Here is a 26507-nt window from a genome sequence, read left to right as displayed (position 1 = left end):
CAAAACCCAACCGCGAGTCAAACCTTCTCAATCTGAAGAGGAGGAGGAGCGAGGAAACAATTGTCCCTATTGCCTATCCGCTCCCTGTTTAAACTGTTGCCACCGATGAATCAAGCACCACCTGTTCATTGGTGGGTAACTCCAGACAATAACCCGCACCGTAAACGGTTTTAATATAGCGAGGGTGGCGGGGATCGGGTTCTAGTTTCGTTCTCAAATGGCGAATATGAACGCGAATAGTCTCGATATCATCATCGGGATCATATCCCCAGACTTCCTTGAGAATATCACTAGGGGAAACGGTTTGACCGTGACGTTGGAGAAGACAGTGGAGTAACTCGAATTCTAGATGGGTTAACTTGACCACACCTTCAAACCAGACCGCCTCAAAACGTTCGGGAACCAGGGTTAAAGGTCCAAAACTGAGTATTTCTGAGTGTTTAGCGGCTTGGGGAATGCGATCAGTGCGTCTCAGGAGAGCGCGCACCCTAGCTAACATTTCCTCCACCTCGAAAGGTTTGGTCAGGTAATCATCGGCACCGGCGTTAAAACCTTCCACTTTATCTTGGGTTTGCCCCAAGGCCGTGAGCATCAAAATCGGGATGTCGGACGTGCGTTCATCTCGTCGCAAACGCTGACAGACGGTAAAACCATCCACTTTGGGCAACATTAAATCCAGCATGATTAAATCGGGTTGTAACTGGACGGCCAAGGCCTGGCCTTTAATCCCGTCCTCTGCGGGGTTAACGTCATAACCCGCCATCTCCAAGTTGATGGAGACTAATTCCGCGATTGCAGGATCATCATCGATTACAAGTATTCGGGGCATTACCAGAGTGTTATGACTAAGGGTTTGGGTAGGGGGTTGCTCAATGTGTTCTCGCTGACATCGCAACTATGGCTTTGTCTCTCAAGGGCCTGAGTTTAGCACAACATAAAGAATCCTGTACTGATTATAAGCATGATTGCTAAATTCGGTTTCAATTTGTGAAATTTTGCCTATATAAGTCTCCTGAATGTTAAGAGTTTTTAAGAAGTGTAAACAGTGTTGGTCGAAAATTGATATTGGTGCCAGATTGTACCCTCTCCTGCCCAAAGATCAACTAGGGAGCAGTTTTTCACTAATCTTTACAATTGCGCCATCTCGATGGATACCGGTTTCAACTGGCGGTCAAGTCCTGCTAGAGCTAACTTTTCCCCCCTAAGCTCCCCTGGCGGCACTGTAAAAATTCTTAATAAAATTAGCGATCGATTCAGTTTAATCTACCAAAATAGGCGGTTTTAGTAAGCATCTGTAACGAACCCGATCCATTCTACTCATCCCAACAGGTGATCATAATATGAGCGTTAATTTATCAACTCAACTGCGAGAAGGCACGAAAAAATCCCATACCATGGCAGAAAACGTCGGTTTTGTCAAGTGTTTTCTCAAAGGTGTGGTGGAAAAAACTTCCTATCGCAAACTGGTGGCTAACCTCTACTTCGTCTATTCGGCCATGGAGGAGGAGATGGAAAAACTTTCCAGTCATCCCGTCGTTTCTAAAATCTGTTTTCCTGAACTCAATCGCAAAAATGCGCTCGAACAGGATTTATATTTTTATTATGGTCCTAATTGGCGCAACGAGATCGCTTTATCTCCCGCAGGTCAGGCCTACGTTGACCGGATTCGGGAAATCGCCACAACAGAACCCGAATTATTAGTTGCTCATTCCTATACCCGTTATCTCGGCGATCTGTCTGGGGGGCAAATCTTGAAAAAAATCGCCGAAAAAGCGATGAATCTGGAAACTGGTGGCACTGCTTTCTATGATTTCAAAGATATTCCCGACGAAAAAGCCTATAAAAACCACTATCGTCAAACCCTCGACCAGTTACCGGTAGATCAAGCCATGGCCGATCGCATTGTCGCCGAAGCTAACGCCGCTTTTGGCCTGAACATGAGAATGTTCCAAGAGTTGGAAGGTAATCTGATCAAAGCGATCGGAATTATGCTCTTTAATACTCTCACCCGTCGTCGCAGCACCGGCAGCACCGAAACTGGATTGGCTACCGCCGAATAGTAGTCAAGAAAACCAAAAAAACGGAAATTCTAGAATTTGGGTAATGGTCAGCCTTGACATCCTCGCCGCCCTAAAAGTGCGGCGATTCCTAAACCTCACGATTTAAGTTTCTGCTTCCACCACCGTCGCATACCACAGTTAAAAAACCATGTACTGTCTTACACAGAGTCCACAGACTTTCGCCCCATTTCAGAAGCCCGATTCCCTGTGTCCCACGGTACGTTGACCGCCTATAGCTTCTTGTACTTGTTGCGCGCGACTTTTTACCCGGCCAAGCTTTTCTGGTCGGAACCCCCTAAGCCGAGTTTTCAAGGTGCTGCGCCGTCCACTTGGTTTTCGAGACTGGCCTTTTAATTCTAACGTAAAGCCAACCTAGAACGGCGGGGTTTCAGACCCAAAATTTCCGGTGATTATTATCCGAATTTCGGAGTTATCCGTTATATTTTTGCTTTTTATTCGGTCGTCAGGAGATAGGAGTCAGGGTGATAGGGTTTTGGGGTGATAGGGATTTAGGGGTTTAGGGAAATTTCCTCCAAATGTTCCACTACCCCACTACCCCACTACTCCACTACTCCACTACTCCACACCCAACTACCCCACTTCCCCACTTCCCCACCTCCCCAATTCATAATTCATAATTCATAATTCCCACACCCCACTACTCCACTACTCCACACCCAACTACCCCACTTCCCCACTTCCCCACCTCCCCAATTCATAATTCATAATTCATAATTGCCACACCCCACACCTCACTTCCCTGATGATCGCGAAAAAACTTCATCAAGAGGGGAACAACTTCCAGTAAGATGAAAAATGGTCAGTGAAAAAGCTAACCGAAATTTATTGTCGGAAATGGTAACACCGCCCCATTTCCCCAGACTCTAGAGGCTAGAGTCCGGTAAACCAGCGGATAAAAATTGACATCCATGAGTGCAGACATCTTCGATCGAGTTAAAAAAGTTGTTGTAGAACAATTAGAAGTAGAGCCGGAAAAAGTTACCCCCGAAGCAAGCTTTGCTAATGATCTGCAAGCTGATTCCCTCGATGTGGTCGAGTTAGTGATGGCTTTAGAGGAAGAATTTGATATTGAAATTCCCGACGAAGCGGCCGAACAAATTGACACTGTAGGCAAAGCTGTTGACCATATTAGCGAGAAAGTAGGAGCAACCGCCTAATTATTGCGGGAAAATTGACAATTAGGATTAAATATCTGGGGCAAAATCTGCCCTTATTTTTGAACAAACATGACAGAATTGCCATTAAAAAGGGTTGTCATCACGGGGATGGGTGCGATCACTCCCCTCGGCAATAATCTAGCAGACTATTGGACAGGCTTAATCAACGGCAAAAGTGGCATTGGTTTAATTACCCACTTTGATGCCTCCCGTCACGCTTGTCGCATTGCTGGGGAAGTGCGGGGTTTTGACCCCCACGAATATGTGGATCGCAAAGAGGCAAAGCGCATGGACCGTTTCGCTCAATTTGCCGTCGCCGCCAGTTTGCAAGCGCTGCAAGATTCTCGATTAGTTATCGACGCTCTCAATGCCGATGATATAGGCGTACTAATTGGTACGGGCGTAGGTGGCATAAAAGTGCTTGAGGATCAACAGGAAATTTACTTGACAAAAGGTCCGAGCCGGTGTAGTCCTTTCATGATCCCGATGATGATTGCCAATATGGCCGCTGGTTTAACCGCTATCCACACGGGGGCCAAAGGACCGAGTAACTGCACCGTGACCGCTTGCGCCGCCGGTTCCAATGCCATCGGCGATGCTTTTCGTCTAGTACAAAGGGGTTTGGCCAAAGGGATGATCTGCGGTGGGACGGAGGCCGCCGTTACCCCCCTAGGATTGGCTGGTTTTGCCTCCGCTAAGGCCCTGTCCACCCGCAACGATGACCCCACCCGGGCCAGTCGTCCCTTTGACAAGGACCGGGATGGTTTTGTCATGGGGGAAGGGGCAGGAATTTTGATTATAGAGGAATTAGAAACGGCCTTAGCCCGTGGGGCGCGGATTTACGCCGAAATGATCGGTTATGGTCTGACTTGCGATGCCTATCACATGACTGCACCGGTTCCCGATGGTCGTGGAGCCACCAGAGCGATCGAATTAGCGATCAAAGATGCCGGTTTAACTCCGCCGGAAATTAGCTATATCAACGCCCACGGCACCAGTACAGGGGCCAATGATCCCACGGAAACCAAGGCGATTAAAAAAGCTTTAGGAGAATCGGCCTACCAAATCCCCGTCAGTTCCACCAAATCGATGACAGGCCACCTTTTAGGCGGTTCTGGCGGCATTGAAGCCGTGGCCACGGTCATGGCGATCGCTAATGATCGGATTCCCCCGACTCTCAACCTTGACAATCCTGACCCCGATTGTGATCTTGATTACGTCCCCTACGAAAGTCGTCAGCAGATAGTTAACGCTGCCCTCTCCAACTCTTTTGGATTTGGCGGCCATAACGTCACCTTAGCTTTTAGAAAATATGCTTGAGTCGATGCCCCTGAAAGAGTAATCTGTGAGTGGCTCCCTCTTTAACTGGGTCTTATTTTTGTAGTTCATTCTAAAAAACATTATGGTTGTCGCCTCCCAATCCCTCGAAGAACTTTGTATTAATGCCGTGCGTTTTTTAGCGGTGGATGCCGTGGAAAAAGCTAAATCGGGACACCCCGGACTGCCGATGGGGGCCGCACCCATGGCCTTTGTCCTCTGGGATCAATTCCTGCGTTTTAACCCGAAAAACCCCCAATGGGTCAATCGCGATCGTTTTGTTCTCTCCGCCGGTCACGGTTGTATGCTGCAGTACGCTTTGATGTACCTGACCGGATACGATAGCGTTCCCCTCGAGGAAATTAAACAATTCCGGCAGTGGAAATCGAAAACCCCCGGCCACCCCGAAAATTTCGTCACGGAAGGGGTAGAAGTGACCACCGGTCCGCTGGGTCAAGGGATTGCCAATGGTGTGGGTTTGGCCCTAGCAGAAGCCCATTTAGCGGCCCGTTTCAACAAACCGGATGCCAAAATTATCGACCATTACACCTATGTGATTTTGGGTGATGGTTGCAATATGGAGGGTATTTCCGGGGAAGCTTGTTCTTTAGCCGGTCACTGGGGTTTAGGCAAGTTAATCGCTCTCTATGATGATAACCATATCTCGATCGATGGTTCCACCGATATCGCTTTTACCGAAGACGTGAGCAAGCGTTTTGAAGCCTACGGTTGGCACGTTCAGCACGTCGAGAATGGCAACACCGATTTAGATGCCATTGCCAATGCGATTGCGGCTGCCAAAGCTGTCACCGATAAACCCTCGATGATTAAAATCACCACCACCATCGGTTATGGTTCCCCCAATAAGTCTAATACCGCCGATGTTCACGGGGCAGCCTTAGGAGCAACAGAAATCGAGTTAACCCGGAAGGCCCTGGGTTGGCAATACGAGCCGTTTGTGGTTCCCGATGAGGTGTTAAATCGTTTCCGGCAAGCAGTGGACAAGGGAACGACGGCAGAAACGGACTGGAATAAGTTATTTAACGAATATCAGGCTAAATATCCCGCAGAAGCGGCTTTATTTGAACAGTTAACCACCGGTCAACTGCCGGAAGGTTGGGAGCAAGCTTTACCGGTTTATAAACCCGAAGATAAGGCGCTGGCTAGTCGTAAACACTCGGAAATCTGCTTAAATGCCCTTGCGGGGGTTTTACCCGGTTTAATCGGTGGTTCGGCGGATTTAACCCACTCTAACTACACCGAATTAGAGCATTTTGGTAATTTCCAAAAAGGCAGTTATCAGGAGCGTAACGTCCATTTTGGCGTGCGAGAACACGCGATGGGGGCGATTTGTAACGGGATTGCTCTCCATAACACGGGATTGATTCCCTACGGGGCGACTTTCCTGATTTTCACCGACTATATGCGGAATTCTATCCGTTTATCGGCCTTGTCAGAAACCCGCGTCATCTGGGTAATGACTCACGATTCCATTGCCTTAGGGGAAGATGGACCGACTCACCAACCCGTGGAACACGTTGCTTCTCTGCGCGCTATTCCTAACCTGTTAGTCATGCGTCCGGGAGATGGTACGGAAACTTCCGGTGCTTATAAAGTAGCGGTGAGCGAAAAGAAACGCCCGACTTTATTGGCTCTCTCCCGTCAAAATCTGCCCAATTTAGCGGGAACTTCCCTTGCGGGTGTGGCTAAAGGTGCTTATGTTATCACCGATTGTGAAGGTACTCCCGATGTCATTCTCATCGGTACGGGGGGCGAGTTGTATCTCTGCGATAAAGCGGCTGCGGTGTTAAAAGAGGCAGGAATTAAAGCTCGCGTCGTTTCTATGCCCTGTTGGGAGCTATTCGAGGAACAATCGGCAGAATACAAAGAATCGGTATTGCCGAAAGCAGTGAAAAAACGTCTCGCAGTGGAAGCGGGTTCAACCATGGGTTGGCATCGTTACATCACCGATGAGGGGGATGTGTTGGGGGTTGATACCTTCGGCGCTTCTGCTCCGGGGGGTGTGATTCTAGAGAAGTTTGGTTTTACCGTGGATAACGTGGTAGCGAAGGCAAAAGCGTTGTTAGGTTAATTACCTGAAATCTTAGCTGTAATGAGTCAGAAAAATCTGGCTCATTTTTTTGTTTTTCTATTGTGACTGTCAGTCAGTGGACTAGGGGTCACGTCAGGCAGTTTAATCGAAGCATGGCAAAGGACAATTTAGCTCAATTTGGCAGATGTTTACATAATGCTCGTATTCAAAAGGGTTTATCCCAAGAAAGGTTGGCCGAAGCGGCCAATTTGGATAGAACTTACATCAGTCTTCTTGAACGTGGTAAAAGGAATCCTTCTTTACTATGCTTGATTTCTTTATGTAGAGCATTAAACATAAGTCTTTCGGAGCTTTTTAACACTATGTCTATAAATTCCGATGTAAATACTAATGATGTCAGAAGATTTGATTAAATTGCTTGAGCAGTTTTTGCATGATAACGAGCTTGAATGGGAATGGTTTGAAAAAATAGAAAGTTTTTGTAAGAGTTATAGTTTGAATATCAAATATATTACAGAAGTTCTCAATGATCCAAAAGTTATTCCTATGATTCGTGGCAAGTTTTTTGAGTTCACTGTACAAGATGAACTGTCAAAAATACTCTCGAATAATTATTTAGTTACTAATCCTCGCTTAAATCCTCAAGCTGGTTCTCACGATATAGACGTAGCTATTATCAATCAAAAAAACGCCAAAAAATACTCTGCTGAATGTAAGTTAGCCCAAAAAGGTAGTTTCCGTCTTCAGGGAGGTATCAGACCTTTTATTGAAGTCAAATGTATGAGATCAAGAACATTAGGAGACAAAGCGGCAGAACAAAGGTCTAAATTGATAGGAATACCTTCAACAAGCCTAAATATTCACAAAGATCAATATATTGAAACAGATTTTGATTTAGTAATTACATCTCTTGCCAATGCTTTTTTTCAGACCAATTTAGAAACAGGACTATTTGTTTGGAAGCCCACACCAAAAGAGCAAATATTTTTAAGCAAAATTAATATTAATAATCAAGAAGAAGCCCTTTTAAAAATGTACGTTGCCAGGAGTAAAGATTTAACAGCAAATCAAACCAATAACATCAAGTGTTCTCGCCAGAAATGCCAGGATCACAACTGTAATTTCATCCCTAATTATCCCAAAATTTTCTTTGATGTTAATACGGCTGAACCTCTACAACCATGGCTCCCGATCGAAAAAATAGAGGATTCACTTGATTAAAATTAGCAATCAAGATATATCGAATAAACTTAATTGTAGAGGTGTGAATCTTGCGGGTTTCTGAAGATCATAATTAGCAATAAATACCTCCTTGCCCTTGCGTCTTTCACTCTGATAACCATGTTCCAATTTTAAACCATTTTTTTGATCATCAGTTCGATTAATAGTGTAATTCCATTCATTCTCTTGTAAAGAAATACACCAATCATACATTTCTCTAATTTCGGAGCAATTATCATAAGTCAAAAGAAATTTAAATCGATGTTGATGTTTTTTCAACGTCTTACATAACCTTTCATGATCTTCTAGACTGAAGAAACAGGAATAGAATTTATTTTGATCTGCTTGAAAGTAAGGAGGATCGACAAATAAAAAGTAATCATCGGGTAATTGATTGATTAAATCTTCAAAATCTAAACAAGATAAATTGACATTTTGCAGTTTTTCCGAAGTGGTTTTTAGGTGAGAAGGCCAGTTTTCAGGACGCATAGAATACTTATCACCATAGCCCCAATAACAATTTTCAAGTTTCATAATTCCTGAGTAGGAAGTTCTATTTAGATAATACCAACGCATGGCTCTTTCTAGGTCATTGGCTGGTTGAAATTCATTTTTATAATAACTGTGTAGTTCTTTGGTAGCGTTTAGATCTTTTAATAATTCAATTAGACTATCAAGATAATCTTTGATATGTCGATAACAGTTGATTAATTCTTCATCTTTGTCATTGAGAATATTCTCTGCTACACTTTCCTTAGCAAAGAATATAGATGCTCCCCCCGCAAAAGGTTCACAATACTTATGGTGACTGGGAAGACAAGCTAAGATTAGCTTACGGGCATAAAATTTACCGCCAGGATAACGAAAAGGAGAATTACTAAGTTTTTTAGCGATTTTGGACATTACCTTCGATTTTAGAGGCTTTTCTTTGAGATTATTTTAACAAAATTACGATATTTTCTCTAGGAATGTCAGAGAAGTTCGGTTTTACCGTGGATAACGTGGTAGCGAAGGCAAAAGCGTTGTTAGGTTAATTAAAACTTTGGTTTTGTGAAAAAAGCCCGCGCCAGCGGGTTTTTTTGTGATTATAGGTCAACATAGTTTAGGCTTTAGGCTTAGTTCATGTAAAAATGTAAAGTAGGAAGCTTTAGTAGTTAGCCAAAACCTTTACACTTGAGATAATTATCACGATTCCTAGAGCCATGACTAAAGGGGAAAGCCCTATATCGAAGGAAACAATCAAGAGCCTAACATTAGATATAGAAGGCTCACTGTTGTCTTTTGATAAATTTATCAAGGCTCAAGAACAATTAGCAATACTACTCCATGAAGTAGATAAAACCCTTGCTAACAAAAATCGCCCCCTGATAAATTGGAGAATCTCTCAAGTTCATAGTGGCAGCATTCATCTTACTTTAGAAGGAATGCCTCAAGATCAGATTACACCTAGTCAAATTTCTGAAGTTATTAAGACTGTAGAAAGGGGAATAGTAACAATTTTAGAACATCCGATTCGCCCTAAGTATTTTTCTGATCGAGCTTTAGAAAGTGTGCGAGCATTAGCAATATTGGTAAAAACCGATGAGTTTTTGGCAAAAACCGATGAGTTTTTGGTGCAATTGGGCTTTGATTCGAGGTGTATCGACTTGAATCAAGCTTTGATTGCTAATGTTGATGAAATTATCGGGGGAAAATATCAAAGTTTTGGTACTGTAGAAGGTGTGCTTAAAGCTATTGATGTAAGTCGTCAACCTATTTTTAGAGTTTACAATTTATTGACTAATAAAAGTGTTAAATGTTACTTTGAACCAAATTTACTTGATAATATCAAAGAATATCTAGAAAAAAGAGTCTCTGTATCGGGGATAGTTACCTCTAGAGAAGATGGGGAAAAAATCGGGATTCAAGTTGAGTCAATTGATCTTTTTCCTCAGGAAAAAGATTTACCTAGCATTGAGGAAATGATCGGAATTTTGGGAGAAAGTAATTGATTTGTCCAACAAAAAAGCTACACTACTGGGATTCTTGTGTTTTTTTAGCTTTCCTGAAAAATGAAAAGGATAAAATTAATGATTGTATTTCTGTTCTCAAAGCAGCTGAAAATGGTCAGGTAATAATCGTGACTTCTGCTCTTACTTTTATTGAAGTGGTGAAATTAGAAAAAGGACAGCCAAAATTACCTAAAGAAAGTGAGGAAAAAATCAGAGATTTTTTCCGACATGAGTGGATTTATATTTATGATGTGGACAGAAAAGTTGGTGAACTAGCCAGAGAATTGATGTGGCAATATCAGGCACTAAAACCTAAAGATGCAACTCATGTGGCGACGGCAATTAAAGCCAGAGTGGATGTTTTAGATACTTTTGATGATGGCTTGCTGAAACTCTCTGGAGAAATCGGTGATCCGCCTTTAATAATTAGAAAACCTTTTTTTGAAGTTCAACTTGATCTTTTTTAAAAAATACCCATTCTCGCGCAGGAAAATTACAAATCGAATTACCGAACACAGTAGAATCAATAATAGTACCGTAGGTTGGGTTGAGGCACGAAACCCAACATAACCAACAGCTAAGACAGGAAACCCAACACAACCAACAGCTAAGACAGGAAACCCAACATAACCAACAGCTACTTTTTTAACGTCAACCCAACTACTTAAAGGAGTAAAAACCATGAGTCTGTGTCTCAATCCTAATTGTTCCGCCGCCAATCCAGATGGCAATAAATTCTGTGAAAAATGCCGCTCTAAATTGTTTTTACAGGAGCGTTATCAAGCAATTAAATTAATTGGTCAAGGAGGATTTGGTCGCACTTTTAAGGCGATAGATTATAGTAAGCCTTCTCGACCTTATTGTGTGATTAAACAGTTTTTTCCTTCGGCTCAAGGGACTGATACAATTGAGAAAGCCTCAGAATTATTTGAAAAAGAAGCAATCCAATTAGAGAAGTTAGGAAAACATCCCCAAATCCCTGAACTTTTCGCCTATCTCAATCATGATGATGACCGTCAATATTTGGTACAAGAATATATTGAAGGACAGAATTTAGAACAAGAATTAAGAAGCCAGGGGGTATTTAATGAAGCCAAGATTAAAGCTTTATTAACGGATATTTTGCCAGTTTTAGATTTTATTCATAGTCGGGGAGTAGTTCACCGAGATATTAAACCAGAAAATATTATTAGACGTAACTCAGACAAGAAAGCGGTTTTAGTGGATTTTGGCGCGTCTAAAGTACCGTAGGTTGGGTTGAGGCACGAAACCCAACATAACCAACAGCTAAGACAGGAAACCCAACACAACCAACAGCTAAGACAGGAAACCCAACATAACCAACAGCTACTTTTTTAACGTCAACCCAACTACTTAAAGGAGTAAAAACCATGAGTCTGTGTCTCAATCCTAATTGTTCCGCCGCCAATCCAGATGGCAATAAATTCTGTGAAAAATGCCGCTCTAAATTGTTTTTACAGGAGCGTTATCAAGCAATTAAATTAATTGGTCAAGGAGGATTTGGTTGCACTTTTAAAGCGGTAGATTATAGTAAGCCTTCTCGACCTTATTGTGTGATTAAACAGTTTTTTCCTTCGGTTCAAGGGACTGATACAATTGAGAAAGCCTCAGAATTGTTTGAAAAAGAAGCAATCCAATTAGAGAAGTTAGGAAAACATCCCCAAATTCCTGAACTTTTCGCTTATCTCAATCATGATGATGACCGTCAATATTTGGTACAAGAATATATTGAAGGACAGAATTTAGAACAAGAATTAAGAAGTCAAGGGGTATTTAATGAAGCCAAGATTAAAGCTTTATTAACAGATATTTTGCCCGTTTTAGATTTTATTCATAGTCAGGGAGTAGTTCACCGAGACATTAAACCAGAAAATATTATTCGACGTAACTCAGACAAGAAGGCGGTTTTAGTAGATTTTGGCGCGTCTAAAGTTGTTACACCTCTTAACCGTTCTGTTACTGGTACGGTAATCGGTTCAGCGGAATATATCGCCCCAGAACAAGCTAACGGTAAGGCGAATAATCCCAGTGATTTGTATAGTTTAGGGGTCACTTGTATTTATTTGTTGACTCAGATTTAACCCTTTGATTTATTTGATACCAGTGACCATGAATGGATTTGGCGACAGTTTTTAGTCAAAAATAATGTTCGGGATGATTTAGGACGCATTCTTGATAAAATGATCGAATTTGGGACAAGAAAGCGTTATCAATCAGCGCGGGAGATTTTACAAGATTTGACGGGACAATCACCAGCAACTTCTATATAAATACCAAAAACTCCCGTTATTCAAACACCACCACCGCCTAAAGTTGCTGCTAATATTGTGCTTAAAAGTGCTAGGGAGGTTAACTATTCTCAATTACAGCAACTCTTAAGTAGGTGGGTGGAATTAAATATAAGATGAACGTAGGTTGGGTTGAAGCATGAAACCCAACGGCCGATTATGTTACGCTACCGCTAACCCATCCTACAAATAATTGTGCCTCCCTACTTAAGTACCTAGGCAAAATTATTTACACATGACGATCATTGCCCCGTAAGGGTTTTAGCTCGATCGGGCAGGTAATTAATTTTGCATGACTACTTAGCAGCAGAAAACTGGAAAGAAGCAGATAAAGAAACAGGGGAAGTGATGTGTCGGGTCGCCGGAAGGGAAAGCGAAGGATGGTTGAGAGAAGAGGACATTGATAATTTCCCCTGTGAAGATTTACGAACTATTAACCAACTTTGGCTAAACTATAGTAGCGGTAAGTTTGGCTTCAGCGTCCAGAAAGAAATCTATGAGAGTCTTGGTGGCACGAGAAAGTATAATAGTGAACTGGAAGTGGAAGTATTGGAAAAGTTCGCCGATAGCGTCGGCTGGAGACAAGGAGGTAGGTGCTTGACAGGCCGACAGTTGACTTTTAATTCAGCAGTCTTTAATTCAGCAGTCCCCAAGAGGCACCTACCCGTACCTGGGGTTTTCGGCGGGGAGAAAAGTGTGTTACTGGGTATTGCTGCTTGTGGTGTGCCTTTTCTCGCGCAAAGACTTGTAAGCTGTAGGATATAACAACTTGAGGCAATTTGTCAAGCTTAGTTTTGGAGATTTCTAGAACGAAAACATAGGCTTTTTCCTACTTCAATACCTGGCACTGGTTGCTGTCATCAAGCTATCGATTTCCAGTAGTAAGCTACTTTGCAGATAAGTCAACTTTTAATTCTCGCTCTTCTACTATTCTTTACCCCTGATCAATAAACGGATTTTTAATATTTAAACCGGAAATCCCCTTAAAATCATCAACATTTCTAGTGACCAAACATCCATTTTGGCTCAATGTTGTCGCGGCAATAATGGCATCGGGAATCTTGATTTTATACTGTCGTTTCAGTTGAATAGTCAGATCTTCAATTTCTCTCAATATGGGAATTGATTCAAACTGTGAGAGTAAATCTTCAATTATCTGCTCTTCTTCCTTAGATAAAGTAGGAAAACTGAGTAACTCAATTCTGACAATTGGTGAGATAAAAATCTGATGCAAACTCAAAAAAGCTTGGGAGAAAAAAGAAGTAACTAGATCGTCATCGGCTAAATAATAAATAAAAATATTGGTATCATAGACGTATTTCATCCATCCCACTCCCGACGAAGAGACTCCACATGAGATAGCATTGCCGCCTTTTGCTCCTTAAGAATACCTTTGGCTTTAACCACCTTTTGATAATCTTTTTGCCAAAGCTGAAGCAGTGAATCTGGCACATCTGCTGTAATGAAATTTTCATCTTCAGCAATCAGATAATTCCTTGGTATTTTAATCAGTGGCACAGCTTTTCTCCTAATACCAAACAGTATTTAATGTCTCTCTCTGTCATAGACTATCATTATATATCATCCTTTCCTCATGAATCCCTAACCTCCCAGAAAAATCCAATCATCGCGGCGGTAATCCAAAAATAGTAATAAGTAAAGACTGTAACCAATTAATCGATGCTTGAGTTTGCTCGACCGTCATCCGATTTCTTCTTTCTGCGACTAGGAGAGTATTGACAATCTCTAAAGACCAAATTTCGGGAACAAATGCTTCGGCGTTTGGCATTATGTCTAATACTGCGTTAGCATAATCGTTATCTTCATCGACCAAACACCAGCTAATTGCTACCGAACAATCTAAAACGAACTCAATCAAAACCGTCTCCCTTCTTCTCGCATGGCACGAATTTCACTTTTAGGTAAAGCTACAGTTTTTTGAAGGTGGCGCATTCCTGAAATAGCTTGGGTAATAGATTGCTCTACTACTGGGTTGCCCCAAGCATTATAGCGAGGTTTTCTTTCCTCTTTTCTACTTGCTAAATCTTCACTGACTTCTTGAACCGCTTCAACGGTTACTGTAACATTTACTTCAGTTTCTTTAAAATCGGACGGTATATCTAAATGTAAGATTCCATCTCTACCAATCTGAGAACGTGGTTTAATTGTTGGCATATTAAAACCTCGTATATTCTTATCCTTTTGCCCATTTATAAGCAGGTGAATATTATAAATTTGATTCTACATCACCACAGGTTGTGGGTTCCAATGCTCCTCGTGTCTAATTGAATTTGTCCACCTGCCTATCAACCAGTATTTGAAGTCTCTGTCATAGATCATCATTATATATTATCCTTTCCCCATGAATCCCTACCCTCCCAGAAAAATCCAATCATTGCGGCGGTAATCCAAAAACGGAAACGGACTAATAAAATAGGGGCTTTTCCCACAAAAAGATGTAATCCGAAAATAGAGGGCAGTATCAACCAAATCAGTCGCCTCATCCGGTTCCATCATCACCACCTTAAAGCCGCTGCCAAAAGGATGCGGCTCTTCTGGTTTCTGTGTGGAAACGAGGTCTATACTGATAGTTTCTTCGACAAAATAGTCCTAAAAGTGTTACCCGATAAGCATTTCACGATTCCATAAGCAAAAATTATCACACAAAGTCGAGAAGAGCCAGGATGCCGCCCCGTCGGTTCCTTCCCCCCATTGAGGAAGCGCAAACAACCTTCACCCCCATTCATCTGCTGGTACTTGCCACTAATCCACCTCCCAGCATTCTCCAAGTCATCCAATTCCAGATAGGCACAATTCTCCTCGCAGGGGACGCTGAAACCATCCTGATAGCTGCCCGTCACCGTCTGATAGCGGTACGACTCCGCCGCCCCCCAAATGCCATCAATCCGCACTACCGCCGTCCCTGCTAGGGTTGCGGGGTTAGGCATCTGTCTTAAGGGTACATTGCCCAAACCGGGGATGTCAGCCACAAAACTGCTGCCCCAATCAGCAAAATTGCCGATCGCGGCTTGAGAAATGCCCGGAATGGCGCTGATAGGGAACTGAGACAGGTCAATCCCATTCAATTGCCAGTTACCGACAAGGGGATTTTCAGCTAAAATCTCGCCCAAGCTGCGATCGCCAGCCGCCAAGCCTGCTGCTGCCAACAACTGCTGGACTGGCGGAATCTGACTAACAGCCCGCTGCCCCAAGCTAGGAATTGCTGCCACCAACTGCTGCAATGTCTGTTCCCCCAGCAAGGGATATTCTGGTTAATAAAACTAACCTTAAGTAGGGAGGCACAATTATTTGTAGTGGTTTGTTTCAGTTAATTTGGTGTATTAGAAAAATGCTATAAATTCTATAATCTAAGACTTTAAGCCGAAATCTATTGCCCTATTTTAGCTGAAACAGTAAACAGTTAAACAGGGGGAGCATCTCACCTTTGCAATGAGCATAAATACTTAGTAGAAAAATAGGCTTTTCGAGGGTAATTCTTGTTTTAATTCTCCATGTACGCGGTCTTTAAAAGCCTCTATTTCGTTCCAAGACACGATTAAGAGTGGCTTTTAGGCTAAGTATAATTACTCATCGCGTAAGTGAGATGCTCCCGTAAACAGGAAACAGTCCAGTAGGATGGGTTAGCGGTAGCGTAACATAATCGGCCGTTGGGTTTCATGCTTCAACCCAACCTACGTTCATCTTATATTTAATTCCACCCACCCACTTAAATCTAACATGAGGTCAATATGATTACAGACAAACAAATATGGTAAAATGCTCTTCTTGGGTAGATACAGGGATAAAAATTAGTATTGGGTACTTTCTCTACGACTTCATGGGCTTTTTCCCAATTTGTTCAGTTCTTAATCTATTAATCAAAAAATTCGGTGAAAGAAAGGAGCATAAATTGGATGCTTACCTACAAAGCAATGTATAAATTTCTGGAACAGGGAGTCCATGGAGAAGTCTTGGATTTTCCTGGCGTGATTTCCTGGGGAAATGATCTAGCAGCAGTCCGCCGTTCCTTAGCTAGTGCGCTGGTGGACATGGCAGAAGTTAATTTATCTAGGGGGGAATCTTTACCCTTGCCTAATGAGTTGTTAACAGACCCAGAAGCGGATTTAGAAGAACCAATTTATCTAATCTTTTCCGCATCAACCCATGTCCAAATTGTACCGACTTTGATCGCCTCATGAAGCGTCGAGATTTGTTGCGTTATCTCAGTCAACAGGGTTGTCAATAACATCGCATTTGGCGGAACTCGATATCTGAGATAAATTATGAATGATGAATTATGAAAGAGATTTGATTTAGCGATTATGGGAAATTTAAAATCGACATTATTGCTAATCACGGGCTAAATATTTCTCGATAAGTTATCATTGATACGATTTGCAATTCTGAGCAAGTGGTGCGTTACGGCGGCTTGTTAGTTTTGGTTTTTTGACCAAATTAGTAACCGCAAACACGCACCCTACACTCTAAATATTTCTCGATAAGTTATCATTGATACGATTTGCAATTCTGAGCAAGTGGTGCGTTACGGCGGCTTGTTAGTTTTGGTTTTTTGACCAAATTAGTAACCGCAAACACGCACCCTACACTCTGCACTTGCTCTAGTACAGTCAAAGTTGATCGCCTGAAGCCATCAAAACTATCCAGGGTGCAGGAGTTGAACCTGCCTAGCACGAATTATGAGTTCGTTGCCTCAACCGCTCGGCCAACCCTGGGTTATACTATTAACTCATTATAGATCGGTAATTACTCTGAACGTGAAAATTCAGCCCCACCAAGATGAAAAATTTTTCAATCAGCACCTCCTTGCAGTTAGGTCTCCTTTTGATGGTAGCCATGTTAGCCGCCGGCTTCGGTAGCGGTTGGGTAGCCTATCAATTGGGAATCGCCTCCCTGAAGGGAGTCAGTCAACCGGATATCAACCCCGCTAAAAAGTTTACCAACGATCGCACCAGTTATGGTCGCAATCAAACTTTTATCCCCGTGAAAGAAGAAGAAGTAATTAAAAGAGTGAGAGTTTATATGCAACAACAGAAAAACCAACCGCAATCAAAGGACGAAACCAAAGGATAGGCTTTAAAAAAGGCGAATTTTGCCTTTTCGCTATGGATAATCAGGATTTATTGACTCGTTTAATTTTAGTCTTTTTACTAATCGTCCTCAATGCTTTTTTCGTAGCGGCGGAATTTTCGCTTGTGTCTGTCCGTCGTACCCGCATCAGTCAGCTAGTGGCCGCGGGAGATGTGCCAGCGCAGACGGTACAATCTCTACAAAGAAGTCTCGATCGCTTACTTTCCACTACCCAACTAGGCATCACCCTTTCTAGTTTAGCTTTAGGTTGGATCGGGGAGAGTACCATGACCGTTTTTGTGAGGAAATTACTAAGTTTTTTACCCTTTTCTTTAAACTGGCAAAATCTTCTCTCCCATGGTTTCTCTCTTTGTCTAGCTTTTTTAATTGTTGCCTATCTCCAGATAGTTTTTGGGGAACTTTATCCCAAATCCCTAGCTTTAATTTATGCCGAACCGATGGCGCGATTATTAGCAGCACCTATTGGCGTTATTTCCCAGATTTTTAAGCCTTTTATCGGTATTCTGAACCAATCAACTCGTTTTTTATTGGTTTTAACCCGTATCCCCGAAGTGGATCTACAGCGTTCTAATCGGGTAACTTGCGAGGAATTACAATTAATTATCAGCATGGAAGGGGAATTAACGGGATTAGAAGCAGCGGAAAGGAAAATTTTAAATAATGTCTTCCAGTTTGGCGAAATCACTGCCTCAGAAATTATGGTTCCCCATAACCGTTTAATAGCTATTCCCTCGACCGCAACTTTTCAGGAATTATTGCTCAACGTGGTTAACAGTGGCTATTCTTGCTATCCTGTGGCAGGAGATTCTGGTGATGATATCCGTGGTCTGATCGATTTTAAAGATTTAGCTTTACCCCTTGCCGAAGGTCAGTTAAATTTAACAACCCCGATTAAACCTTGGTTAAAACCTGTGCGTTTTTTCCCCGAAACTACCCCTTTAAATGAATTACTGACAGTGATGCAGGAATCATTCTTAAAGATGGTTATCATTGTGGATGAATTTGGCAGAACAGCCGGTTTATTAACCCTCAAAGATTTAATCGGCGAGATTCTAGGAACTTTTCCCCCTAGTGATCAATCAGGAACATTGGAATACCAACTCCTCGATGAATCAACTTTTCTCGTACAAGCACAAATGAATTTAGAGGACGTGAACAAAGCATTAAATTTAAGCTTACCCTTGGCCGATGAATACCAAACCCTAGCTGGTTTTATCCTCCATCATTGGCAAAAAATACCGAGGGTGGGAGAACAATTATATTACCAAAATTTAGAATTTACCATTATTTCTAAGGTCGGCCCTCGCTTGGAACAAATTAAAATTTATCGACAACAATTATCCTCATGATATAAATAAGAAACAACTTTTCTCATTGATCCTTCTTGATTGTTAATCGCGTCAATAGCTGCCCACTCCTATCACCATGAAACACCTTTTGACACTCATCCCCCTCAGCTTGGGATTAATTGCCCTCACCCCCGCAAATTTGCCCCTAGAACGCCTTGAAATCTCACAATTAGGAACATCTACGGGATACGATGAACGACTGCTAACGGACAAAAAAACCCTACTACAAGCGATCGATCATAGTTTACGTTATCTGAATAGCTCGGCAGCAATCCGCGCCTATCAAAACTATACTATTTCAGAAATAACTCGTCAGCGAGTGCAGCGTTCCTTAGTACGTTTTCGTCAATTAGTGCAGAATTCTCCCACTCCCGCAGCTCTACAAAAGGCAGTTAAAAAAGAATTTATTTGGTATCGTTCTTTGGGTAATGATAGTCAGGGAAATGTTAAGTTTACTGGTTATTTTGAGCCAATTTATCAAGCAAGTCGGCAAAAAACCGCCGAGTATAAATATCCTCTCTATCGCCGACCTGCTAACTTTTCTCGCTGGTCTAAACCCCATCCAGCTAGGGTAGAATTAGAGGGAAAAGATGGTTTACTGGGGGAAAATAGCCGTCTAGCGGGATACGAATTAGTCTGGTTAAAAGATCGCTTAGAAGCTTATTTAGTTCATGTGCAAGGTTCGGCGAAATTACGTTTACCTAATGGTCAAATTATGAGCATTGGTTTTGATGGCAATACCGAGCATCCCTACACCAGTCTGGGAAAAGAAATGATTGCTGATGGTATTTTTCCTGCCGAGGGTTTAACCTTGCCAATGGTTTTGGATTTTCTCAGAAGTAATCCTGAGCAATTAAAGAATTATATTCCCCGCAATAATCGGTTTATTTTCTTTCGAGAAACCCACGGCGCAGCTGCCACTGGTAGTATTGGAGTTCCAGTTTTACCAGAAAGATCGATCGCTACAGATAAAAGTATTTTTCCCCCCGGTGCTTTAGCTGTAATTGAGACAGAAATTCCCCAGGGAAATCTTAATAAAAAATTAGTTAGTCGCTATGTTCTCGATCAAGATACTGGCAGCGCGATTAAAGGTACTGGGAGGGTAGATATTTTTATGGGAACAGGAAAAAATGCTGGCGAGAGAGCCGGTTTAATTAATACTCCGGGTCAATTATATTATTTATTATTGAGGGAATAGGAAATAGTATGGCTCTTCTCGACTTTGTGTGATAATTTTTGCTTATGGAACCCTGAAGTGCTTATTGGGCAAAACTTTTAGGACTATTTTGCGGATATTCTATCGGTATAGACCTCGTTTCCACAAAGAAACCAGAAGAGCCATAGTATAGGTAGAATTAAGATAGACTTCCCAGAATCAGTTATCATAGTTAAGTAGGGAGGCACAATTATTTGTAGGATGGGTTAGCGGTAGCGTCAACTATGCGGGCGTTGGGTTTCATGCTTCAACCCAACCTACGTTCATCTTATATTTAATTCCACCCACCCACTTAAGGGAGAATTTAAACAATAGAATCATGAAAAAAACCATAAATATAGATTGGTCGGATTGTGGTCCAATTACTTTAGTAGTCGTGCAGCCGACTTCTTTTTGTAATCTCAATTGTGATTACTGTTATTTACCCGATCGCCACTTAAAAAATACCTTATCCTTAGATTTAATCGAGCCGATTTTTCAGAGGGTTTTTAGTAGTCGTTTTCTCCAAGATGATTTTACCATTTGCTGGCACGCCGGCGAACCCTTAGCAGTTCCCATCAGTTTTTATGAAAGTGCTTTCGCCAAAATTGCGGAAGTTAGCGAGAAATATAATCAGCAGGGTTACTGTTTTCGTCATTCAGTACAAACTAACGCCACTTATATTAACGATGCTTGGTGTCAATTATTTAAAAAGCATGATGTTTATGTGGGAGTCAGTCTTGATGGACCGGCCTTTATTCACGACATCCACCGGCAAAACCGCAAGGGAACTGGCAGTCATGCTGCTACAATGCGGGGGATTTCTTTCTTGCAAAAACATGAAATTGATGTCAGTATCATCGCTGTTTTAACAGAAGATTCCCTCGACTATCCCGACGAAATTTTTAACTTTTTTTGGGATCATGGCCTTACCGATGTGGCTTTTAATATGGAAGAAACCGAGGGTATTCATTCACAATCTTCCTTAGATAAATTAGGTATTGAACAACGTTATCGCCAGTTTATCGACAGATTTTGGGAGTTAGTCACGGCCAAACAAGGAGAATTTAAGCTGCGGGAATTTGAATCGATCTGTAGTTTGATTTATGCCGATGAACGCTTAGAAAATACCGATATGAATCGACCTTTTATGATTGTCAATTTTGATAATCAAGGTAATTTTTCCACCTTTGATCCTGAATTACTATCGATTAAAACCCAACCCTACGGCGATTTTATCTTTGGTAATGTTTTGACCGATTCCCTAGAATCTATCTGTGAAACCGAGAAATTTCAACAAATTTACGCTGATATGCGCGGTGGAGTCGATTTATGTCGGCAAAAATGCGATTATTTTGGGGTTTGTGGGGGTGGTGCCGGTAGTAACAAATATTGGGAAAATGGCACTTTCAACTCCACAGATACTAAAGCCTGTTTATACCGGATTAAGTGTATCACCGATATAGTTCTCGATCGCCTAGAAAATTTATTAGAAGTTTAGGGGAGTGGGGTGTTAGGGTTTGGGGTGTGGGGTGTGGGGAGTTTTCTCAGTGAACTGATAACTGATAACTGATAACTGATAACTGATAACTGACTCCTATCTCCTGACTCCTGACTCCTGACTCGGAGATGATCGACTTCCCAAAACGAAAACTTCCTACCTCAATATTAAGATAACTGCTATAGCTTAGTTCTAGATTTTAAAAATTGCCTAGAGGATAATTTATACTTAAAATCAGCAACGCCCAAATATGAACCCTGACTCGAACTGGCAAACCTATCTCAGAAATAGTCAATCATCGGCATTATTCTCCCTTTCCCAAGAATTAACTAATAGATAAACAAGGGCAATTAACCAAATTGTATTTTGAAAAATTGACCAGTAAGGACTAGCTAAATTTTGAATACTTAGGGGAAGCCAAAGAGTTAATCCCACTAAAGACACAATAATTATATTTAAGCGAGATGGGTAACTAAAAGCTAGGGTTAGTAAAGCCAAGAGTAAAAAAACTAACATCAGATCGTCGTAGGGGCGATGATAGGTGAAAACCCGACCAATAACTGCAGCACAGGCAAACAGGGTTAATAGAGAAGTATGCTGTAATTTTTGGAAAATCACGATACCTAGAACTAGGCCAATTGTGGTTAATAAAACAAGAGTTATTTCTGTACTAATTCCGAATTTCATGATAATATTAATACTTGAAACACCATCATCTGCCACATATTTGATCTGATTTAAAAAGCTACCGATTACTTTCTCAAAGTTTAATCTAGTGGTGTGAGCGATAGCAAAAGTAGCCGAGATAATATAGACAAAAGCGAGAATTACCGTTTTAAACTTTCTCTTAATTACTAAACTCAAAAGATAGGGTGCCGAGATGTTAGGTTTAACGAGAGCAATGCCCATAAATATCCCCGCTAGATAATTTTTATTGGCTTGTAATAACCAGTAAACAATTATTAACAAAGCATTGACAATTAAACCATATTGCCCATTATTAAGGGTGGTACAGTTACTACTAATGGCCAGAGAAGTAAACACAAAAAAATAGGCAGCCATTCGGCCAAAAGGCAAACCTAATTGATAGGCAAAACGGCTTAAAATGCCCAGAGAAATCAGATTTAAAAAAACGTGATAGAAACGGGTTAAAGTCGAAGAAATAGGGGGAAACATGAAAAATCCCGTCAAAAAAGCCCAGGGTGGATAGCCACCGGAGCGAATTCTCCCCAATTCTGCATTAATATCGGCGGGATTCATGCGATAGGGATAAATTCCCAGATAAATATACTGTTGTTCTTGCCAACGTTCTAATAAATCTCTGGCACCAGAGGGACTACTATCAAAAGCTAGGGTATAAAATCCTTTAGCTAAGTAGGCAACAGCCAGCCAAGCAAAAATAAGCGTAAGAATCGATAAAATTGGCTGTTTTTTGGCAAAAATCATGGCTTTATTCAGGAACATACTTCGCAAAAATCAGCAACTCCTTGACAAGATAGCAAATCTGAGCCTCAATATACATTGAACTTGACCAAAAAACGATGAATGAGTTTTTTAATAATTCCTTAATTTCTATCATTATTCCAGTCTATAGAGGCGGAGAAGCCTTTAATAACTGTTTAGCCAGCTTATCCACCAGTTTACTCGCCCCCAGGGAGGTTATTGTCGTGGTTGATGGAAATGACCCCCAATCCTATGAAACTGCGGTCAGTTTTGGAGCAGAAGTCTTACAGTTAGAAAGCAATCAAGGGCCAGCAGTGGCAAGAAATCAAGGGGCGGCCATGGCTAGGGGTGATATTCTCTTTTTTATGGATGCAGATGTGACTATTCATCCCGATACTTTAGCAAAAATCGCCCAAGTATTCCATCAAGATTCTACCCTAGCGGCGCTGATTGGTTCCTACGATGACCAACCTGGGGCGGTCAATTTTCTTTCCCAGTATAAAAACCTTTTTCATCATTACAATCATCAAATTGGTTGCGAGGAGGCTTCCACTTTTTGGGGAGCTTGTGGAGCGATTAAACGGGATATTTTCGAGAAAATAGGCGGTTTTGAGGAAAGTTATCTTTATCCCTCTATTGAAGATATCGAACTGGGTTATCGTCTCAAAGCTCACGGCTGCCGGATTCGTTTGTGTAAAGATATCTACGTTAAACATCTCAAACATTGGACGGTTTCTTCCCTGTTGAGAGCCGATTTTTTCTATCGCGCCCTACCCTGGACAGAATTAATTCACCGTCAGCAAAATTTTGTTAATGACCTTAATTTACAATGGTCTAGTCGTTGGAGTGTGGTATTGGTTTATACACTTTTATTTTTACTGCTGGCCAGTTTATGGTATTATTATTTGCTTTTGGGCGTGGCTGTGTTAGCATTGGGCTTAATTCTCTTAAACTTACCTGTTTATCAGTTTTTTCGACAAAAGCGAGGATTATCTTTTGCTATGCTAACTTTGCCTTGGCACTGGTTATATTATCTCTACAGTGGTCTGGCTTTCGTCCTTGGTACGGGACGCTATTGGCTGCAACGTCTGGCTTGAGTTGACAGGCATTTTGACAAAATAAACGACAAATTCCTGATTCATATAAACTATGAAAACAGTAAATCAACTCAATTCTCCCCATACCGTCGTCATTGGTGGCGGTCCGGCCGGATTAACGGCCGCCTATTGTCTAGCCAAACACGAACTACATTCAATTGTACTAGAAAAAGGCGATCGAGTTGGGGGCATTTCCCGCACCGAAACCTACAAGGATTATCGCTTCGATATCGGTGGTCATCGCTTTTTTACCAAAGTTCCCGAAGTGCAACATTTGTGGCGGGAAGTGTTAGGGGATGATTTTATCAAAGTTCCCCGTTTATCACGGATTTACTATCAGGGTAAATTTTTTAGTTATCCCTTGGAACCCATGAATGCTGTTAGTAATTTAGGGTTTATCCAAAGTCTATTAATTGTTTATAGTTACTTCAAAGTTAAATTTTATCCTTTACCCCTAGAAGAAAATTTTGAACAATGGGTGACTAATCGCTTTGGTCAACGGTTGTATGAAACTTTTTTTAAAAGTTATACCGAAAAAGTTTGGGGTATTCCCTGCACCCAAATTCGTGCCGATTGGGCGGCACAACGTATTCAAGGATTATCCTTAAAAAAAGCCGTCATTAACGCCGTTTTTGGTGACAATGACACTAAAACTTTAATCAAAGAGTTTGATTATCCGCTGCTTGGACCGGGGATGATGTGGGAGCGTTTTCAAGAAAAATTAGAAGTACAAGGTTGTCCTGTGTGGCTAGATACGGAAGTCATTAAAGTCAAAAGAAAGGTTCAAAAAATTACCAGTATTATCATCAAAAAAGGCGAGGAAATATCCGAGATTACTGGGGATCATTTTATCAACACGATGCCAATTACTGCCCTGATGCACCGTTTAGACCCCTTACCACCTGAAAAAGTGTTACAAGCGGCAAGAGGATTAAAATATCGGGATTTTTTGATTGTTCCCATTGTGGTTAACCAAGAACACCTATTTCCAGATAACTGGATTTATATTCACAGTCCCGAATTTCAAGTGGGACGCATTCAGAATTTTAAAAACTGGAGTCCGAAAATGGTTCCCGACCCGAAGAAAACTTGCTTAGGCATGGAGTATTTTTGTAGCGAGGGTGATAAATTATGGGAAATGGATAATCAGAGTTTGATTCGTTTGGCTAGTCAAGAAATAGTTAATCTCGGGTTAGTCGATGACATCAATAAAGTGGAAGACGGAACGGTGATTCGACAAAAGAAAGCCTACCCCGTTTATGATGACGAATACCAACAACATTTACTGGTGCTGCAAAACTATGTCGATAGTTTGGAAAATCTGCAATCTGTGGGCAGAAATGGGATGCACCGCTATAATAATCAAGACCATTCCATGTTATCGGCTATCCTGGCTGTCGAGAATATTATGGGAGCGAATCATAACCTCTGGAAAGTCAATACTGAGCGTTCTTACCATGAGGAATTTATGACGAAATCTGAGGGAGCATCTCACCTTTGTAACCTAAGCACAAATTTATTACTTAAGTAAGCTTTAAGCAACTTCATCCTGATACACTTTGGGATAATTTTCGATTGATAATTCTAATACTTCTACACCATTGGTAATAGCCTCTTCATAGGAATCGCCATGAGTTCGCCATTTTTGACCAATAAAGTCTGGAAATCCTACTAGATAGCAGTTGTCCTCTTCTGACCATTGAATGATTATTGTATATTTGAGTTTATTCATTTTCTTGTTTCCTTTTGACTTCTTGGATGGCGTTTGAAACTTCTTTTTCTAAATAAATTTTAGCGGCCAAGCTATCCTTCTCTGAAAGGCTAATTCTTTCTTCATATAAAGTATGAAAAAGCTATTAAAAAGACGATGTAATCGCCTTAATCCCAGGGTCTAAAATCACCTTTTTAATCACTCATTCTTCTTCTAAACTTAATCCTAACGCCTGTAAACGTTCCGCTAGTCGATCCGCACGTTTCTTTTCTTTATCGGCGCGTTTATTTTCTTTATCAGCACGTTTCTTTTCTTTGTCGGCACGCTGTTTTTCTTGACGCATTTGAGACTCTAACTCAACAGTTGTTAAAAATTTCTCTCCATCAGGACGATACAATTCTAAACTCGATTTATCCCAGATAAAACGCACTCCTAGACGGGGACTTATCCAATCATTTATGGGGATAATTTCTCCTAAATTTTCTCCCTGTCTTTGCCATCCTTGTAAACGACAGCGCATCGGGTTATATAAATAGTATTCTTCTACACTATATGTGTCATAAAACTCTAATTTTCGACTCATTTCTGCTTTTGTATTCTTAGGTGATAGAATTTCAAAAACCACTTGAGGAGAGATATTTTCTTCATTCCATTGACGATAGGAACCCCTCCGTCCTTTGGGACGGCCAAAAGCTACCATAACATCAGGAGCAACGGGTGAAACTAAAGTAGAACGCACAGGATACCAGAGTAAATCCCCCGCAATAAATACCTTAGGGTCATCCGCAAAGATAATCTCTAAATTCTCCTTAATTTTGACAATCCACTCGTATTGTTCGGTATTATCTGCCATCGCTTGACCATCGCTATCCGGGAAAAGAAGATCTTCGTCAATATCAAGATAACTAACCATTGTCTTTTAATTTTAATAGATGAGATGGTTGTTTTCTAATTATAGCAAAATTTTGATCTA

General features: G+C 41.4%; 26 protein-coding genes, 1 tRNA gene and 2 pseudogenes. 18 read left to right on the top strand and 11 right to left on the bottom strand.

The window, feature by feature from the left end; genetic code table 11:
* Positions 1 to 88: 88 nt before the first annotated feature.
* Positions 89 to 829, bottom strand: a complete 741-nt coding sequence (locus VL20_RS16980; RefSeq protein ID WP_052278494.1) for a response regulator transcription factor — start codon at positions 827 to 829, stop codon at positions 89 to 91.
* A 511-nt stretch (positions 830 to 1340) separates the two neighbouring features.
* Here VL20_RS16980 and VL20_RS16975 point away from each other — a divergent pair.
* From VL20_RS16975 to VL20_RS16955, 6 genes are all read left to right on the top strand, one after another.
* The gene (locus tag VL20_RS16975; RefSeq protein WP_052277206.1) at positions 1341 to 2060 is read left to right on the top strand and encodes a biliverdin-producing heme oxygenase; all 720 of its coding nucleotides are present in this window, start codon (positions 1341 to 1343) and stop codon (positions 2058 to 2060) included.
* 929 nt (positions 2061 to 2989) lie between these two features.
* Complete coding sequence (locus tag VL20_RS16970) at positions 2990 to 3238, top strand: acyl carrier protein (RefSeq protein WP_002768498.1); 249 nt, start codon at positions 2990 to 2992, stop codon at positions 3236 to 3238.
* Between the two features lie 69 nt (positions 3239 to 3307).
* A complete protein-coding gene (gene fabF / locus VL20_RS16965; protein WP_052277204.1) occupies positions 3308 to 4558 on the top strand; it encodes a beta-ketoacyl-ACP synthase II in 1251 nt (416 codons plus the stop codon).
* Between the two features lie 82 nt (positions 4559 to 4640).
* Positions 4641 to 6647 (top strand): transketolase, encoded by a 2007-nt coding sequence (gene tkt, locus VL20_RS16960; RefSeq protein ID WP_052277202.1) that lies wholly within the window; start codon positions 4641 to 4643, stop codon positions 6645 to 6647.
* 113 nt (positions 6648 to 6760) lie between these two features.
* Positions 6761 to 7021, top strand: a complete 261-nt coding sequence (locus VL20_RS29180) for a helix-turn-helix domain-containing protein (RefSeq protein ID WP_128575243.1) — start codon at positions 6761 to 6763, stop codon at positions 7019 to 7021.
* A complete protein-coding gene (locus tag VL20_RS16955; RefSeq protein WP_052277201.1) occupies positions 6999 to 7829 on the top strand; it encodes a hypothetical protein in 831 nt (276 codons plus the stop codon). The genes VL20_RS29180 and VL20_RS16955 overlap by 23 nt, the downstream gene beginning before the upstream one ends.
* Positions 7830 to 7838: 9 nt before the next feature.
* Here the strand turns inward: VL20_RS16955 and VL20_RS16950 are convergent, their stop codons facing one another.
* Positions 7839 to 8732, bottom strand: coding sequence for a DNA adenine methylase (locus VL20_RS16950; RefSeq protein ID WP_052277199.1), 894 nt, complete (start codon positions 8730 to 8732; stop codon positions 7839 to 7841).
* A gap of 299 nt (positions 8733 to 9031) precedes the next feature.
* Between VL20_RS16950 and VL20_RS16945 the strand changes: the two genes are divergently transcribed.
* The 5 genes and pseudogenes from VL20_RS16945 to VL20_RS16925 all read left to right on the top strand — a co-directional run bounded on the left by VL20_RS16945 (position 9032) and on the right by VL20_RS16925 (position 12894).
* The gene (locus tag VL20_RS16945; RefSeq protein WP_052277197.1) at positions 9032 to 9820 is read left to right on the top strand and encodes a hypothetical protein; all 789 of its coding nucleotides are present in this window, start codon (positions 9032 to 9034) and stop codon (positions 9818 to 9820) included.
* The gene (locus VL20_RS16940; RefSeq protein ID WP_052277196.1) at positions 9817 to 10287 is read left to right on the top strand and encodes a type II toxin-antitoxin system VapC family toxin; all 471 of its coding nucleotides are present in this window, start codon (positions 9817 to 9819) and stop codon (positions 10285 to 10287) included. The genes VL20_RS16945 and VL20_RS16940 overlap by 4 nt, the downstream gene beginning before the upstream one ends.
* Before the next feature lie 214 nt (positions 10288 to 10501).
* A pseudogene (locus tag VL20_RS16935) lies at positions 10502 to 11062 on the top strand (protein kinase domain-containing protein); the annotation flags it as partial.
* Positions 11063 to 11211: 149 nt separating this feature from the next.
* A pseudogene (locus tag VL20_RS16930) lies at positions 11212 to 12234 on the top strand (protein kinase domain-containing protein); the annotation flags it as partial.
* Positions 12235 to 12417: 183 nt separating this feature from the next.
* Positions 12418 to 12894, top strand: a complete 477-nt coding sequence (locus VL20_RS16925) for a GUN4 domain-containing protein (protein WP_072925920.1) — start codon at positions 12418 to 12420, stop codon at positions 12892 to 12894.
* Positions 12895 to 13063: 169 nt separating this feature from the next.
* Here the strand turns inward: VL20_RS16925 and VL20_RS16920 are convergent, their stop codons facing one another.
* The 5 genes from VL20_RS16920 to VL20_RS31240 all read right to left on the bottom strand — a co-directional run bounded on the left by VL20_RS16920 (position 13064) and on the right by VL20_RS31240 (position 15389).
* Positions 13064 to 13453 carry a type II toxin-antitoxin system VapC family toxin gene (locus VL20_RS16920; RefSeq protein ID WP_052277193.1) on the bottom strand — a complete coding sequence of 130 codons (390 nt, stop codon included), beginning with the start codon at positions 13451 to 13453 and terminating at the stop codon, positions 13064 to 13066.
* Complete coding sequence (locus VL20_RS16915) at positions 13450 to 13647, bottom strand: hypothetical protein (RefSeq protein WP_052277192.1); 198 nt, start codon at positions 13645 to 13647, stop codon at positions 13450 to 13452. Before VL20_RS16915 ends, VL20_RS16920 begins: the two co-directional genes overlap by 4 nt.
* A 106-nt stretch (positions 13648 to 13753) precedes the next feature.
* Positions 13754 to 14008: a type II toxin-antitoxin system VapC family toxin gene (locus VL20_RS16910; protein ID WP_072925922.1), complete on the bottom strand. Its 255-nt coding sequence runs from the start codon at positions 14006 to 14008 to the stop codon at positions 13754 to 13756.
* Positions 14005 to 14304, bottom strand: coding sequence for a hypothetical protein (locus tag VL20_RS16905; RefSeq protein WP_052277190.1), 300 nt, complete (start codon positions 14302 to 14304; stop codon positions 14005 to 14007). Before VL20_RS16905 ends, VL20_RS16910 begins: the two co-directional genes overlap by 4 nt.
* A gap of 404 nt (positions 14305 to 14708) precedes the next feature.
* Positions 14709 to 15389 (bottom strand): hypothetical protein, encoded by a 681-nt coding sequence (locus tag VL20_RS31240; protein WP_158499360.1) that lies wholly within the window; start codon positions 15387 to 15389, stop codon positions 14709 to 14711.
* 654 nt (positions 15390 to 16043) lie between these two features.
* Here VL20_RS31240 and VL20_RS16895 point away from each other — a divergent pair.
* On the top strand, positions 16044 to 16328 hold the full coding sequence (locus VL20_RS16895; RefSeq protein WP_052277186.1) for a type II toxin-antitoxin system HicB family antitoxin: 285 nt from the start codon (positions 16044 to 16046) through the stop codon (positions 16326 to 16328).
* A gap of 461 nt (positions 16329 to 16789) precedes the next feature.
* Here the strand turns inward: VL20_RS16895 and VL20_RS16890 are convergent.
* A tRNA-Ile gene (locus VL20_RS16890) sits at positions 16790 to 16862 on the bottom strand.
* A 64-nt stretch (positions 16863 to 16926) separates the two neighbouring features.
* Between VL20_RS16890 and VL20_RS16885 the strand changes: the two genes are divergently transcribed.
* From VL20_RS16885 to grrM, 4 genes are all read left to right on the top strand, one after another.
* Entirely contained in the window at positions 16927 to 17220 is a 294-nt protein-coding gene (locus VL20_RS16885; RefSeq protein ID WP_052277185.1) for a hypothetical protein, read from the top strand.
* Positions 17221 to 17252: 32 nt separating this feature from the next.
* Positions 17253 to 18587, top strand: a complete 1335-nt coding sequence (locus VL20_RS16880; protein WP_052277183.1) for a hemolysin family protein — start codon at positions 17253 to 17255, stop codon at positions 18585 to 18587.
* 76 nt (positions 18588 to 18663) lie between these two features.
* Positions 18664 to 19785, top strand: a complete 1122-nt coding sequence (gene mltA, locus VL20_RS16875; protein ID WP_052277182.1) for a murein transglycosylase A — start codon at positions 18664 to 18666, stop codon at positions 19783 to 19785.
* Between the two features lie 337 nt (positions 19786 to 20122).
* A complete protein-coding gene (gene grrM, locus VL20_RS16870; protein WP_052277180.1) occupies positions 20123 to 21283 on the top strand; it encodes a cyclophane-forming radical SAM/SPASM peptide maturase GrrM/OscB in 1161 nt (386 codons plus the stop codon).
* 291 nt (positions 21284 to 21574) lie between these two features.
* Here grrM and VL20_RS16865 read toward each other — a convergent pair whose 3' ends face one another.
* Positions 21575 to 22729, bottom strand: a complete 1155-nt coding sequence (locus VL20_RS16865; protein ID WP_284525833.1) for a glycosyltransferase 87 family protein — start codon at positions 22727 to 22729, stop codon at positions 21575 to 21577.
* Between the two features lie 95 nt (positions 22730 to 22824).
* Between VL20_RS16865 and VL20_RS16860 the strand changes: the two genes are divergently transcribed.
* Both VL20_RS16860 and VL20_RS16855 read left to right on the top strand, forming a co-directional pair.
* Positions 22825 to 23823, top strand: a complete 999-nt coding sequence (locus VL20_RS16860) for a glycosyltransferase family 2 protein (protein WP_002740515.1) — start codon at positions 22825 to 22827, stop codon at positions 23821 to 23823.
* A 52-nt stretch (positions 23824 to 23875) separates the two neighbouring features.
* Entirely contained in the window at positions 23876 to 25354 is a 1479-nt protein-coding gene (locus VL20_RS16855) for an NAD(P)/FAD-dependent oxidoreductase (protein WP_052277178.1), read from the top strand.
* 3 nt (positions 25355 to 25357) lie between these two features.
* Here VL20_RS16855 and VL20_RS16850 read toward each other — a convergent pair whose 3' ends face one another.
* Together VL20_RS16850 and VL20_RS16845 are read right to left on the bottom strand one after the other, a co-directional pair.
* Entirely contained in the window at positions 25358 to 25555 is a 198-nt protein-coding gene (locus VL20_RS16850) for a type II toxin-antitoxin system HicB family antitoxin (RefSeq protein WP_002740518.1), read from the bottom strand.
* 181 nt (positions 25556 to 25736) lie between these two features.
* Positions 25737 to 26447 carry a Uma2 family endonuclease gene (locus VL20_RS16845; protein WP_052277177.1) on the bottom strand — a complete coding sequence of 237 codons (711 nt, stop codon included), beginning with the start codon at positions 26445 to 26447 and terminating at the stop codon, positions 25737 to 25739.
* Positions 26448 to 26507: the final 60 nt, after the last annotated feature.

It is taken from the genome of Microcystis panniformis FACHB-1757 (assembly GCF_001264245.1).
Taxonomy (GTDB): Bacteria; Cyanobacteriota; Cyanobacteriia; order Cyanobacteriales; family Microcystaceae; genus Microcystis; species Microcystis panniformis.
This window is presented reverse-complemented; position numbering and strand designations above follow the sequence as displayed.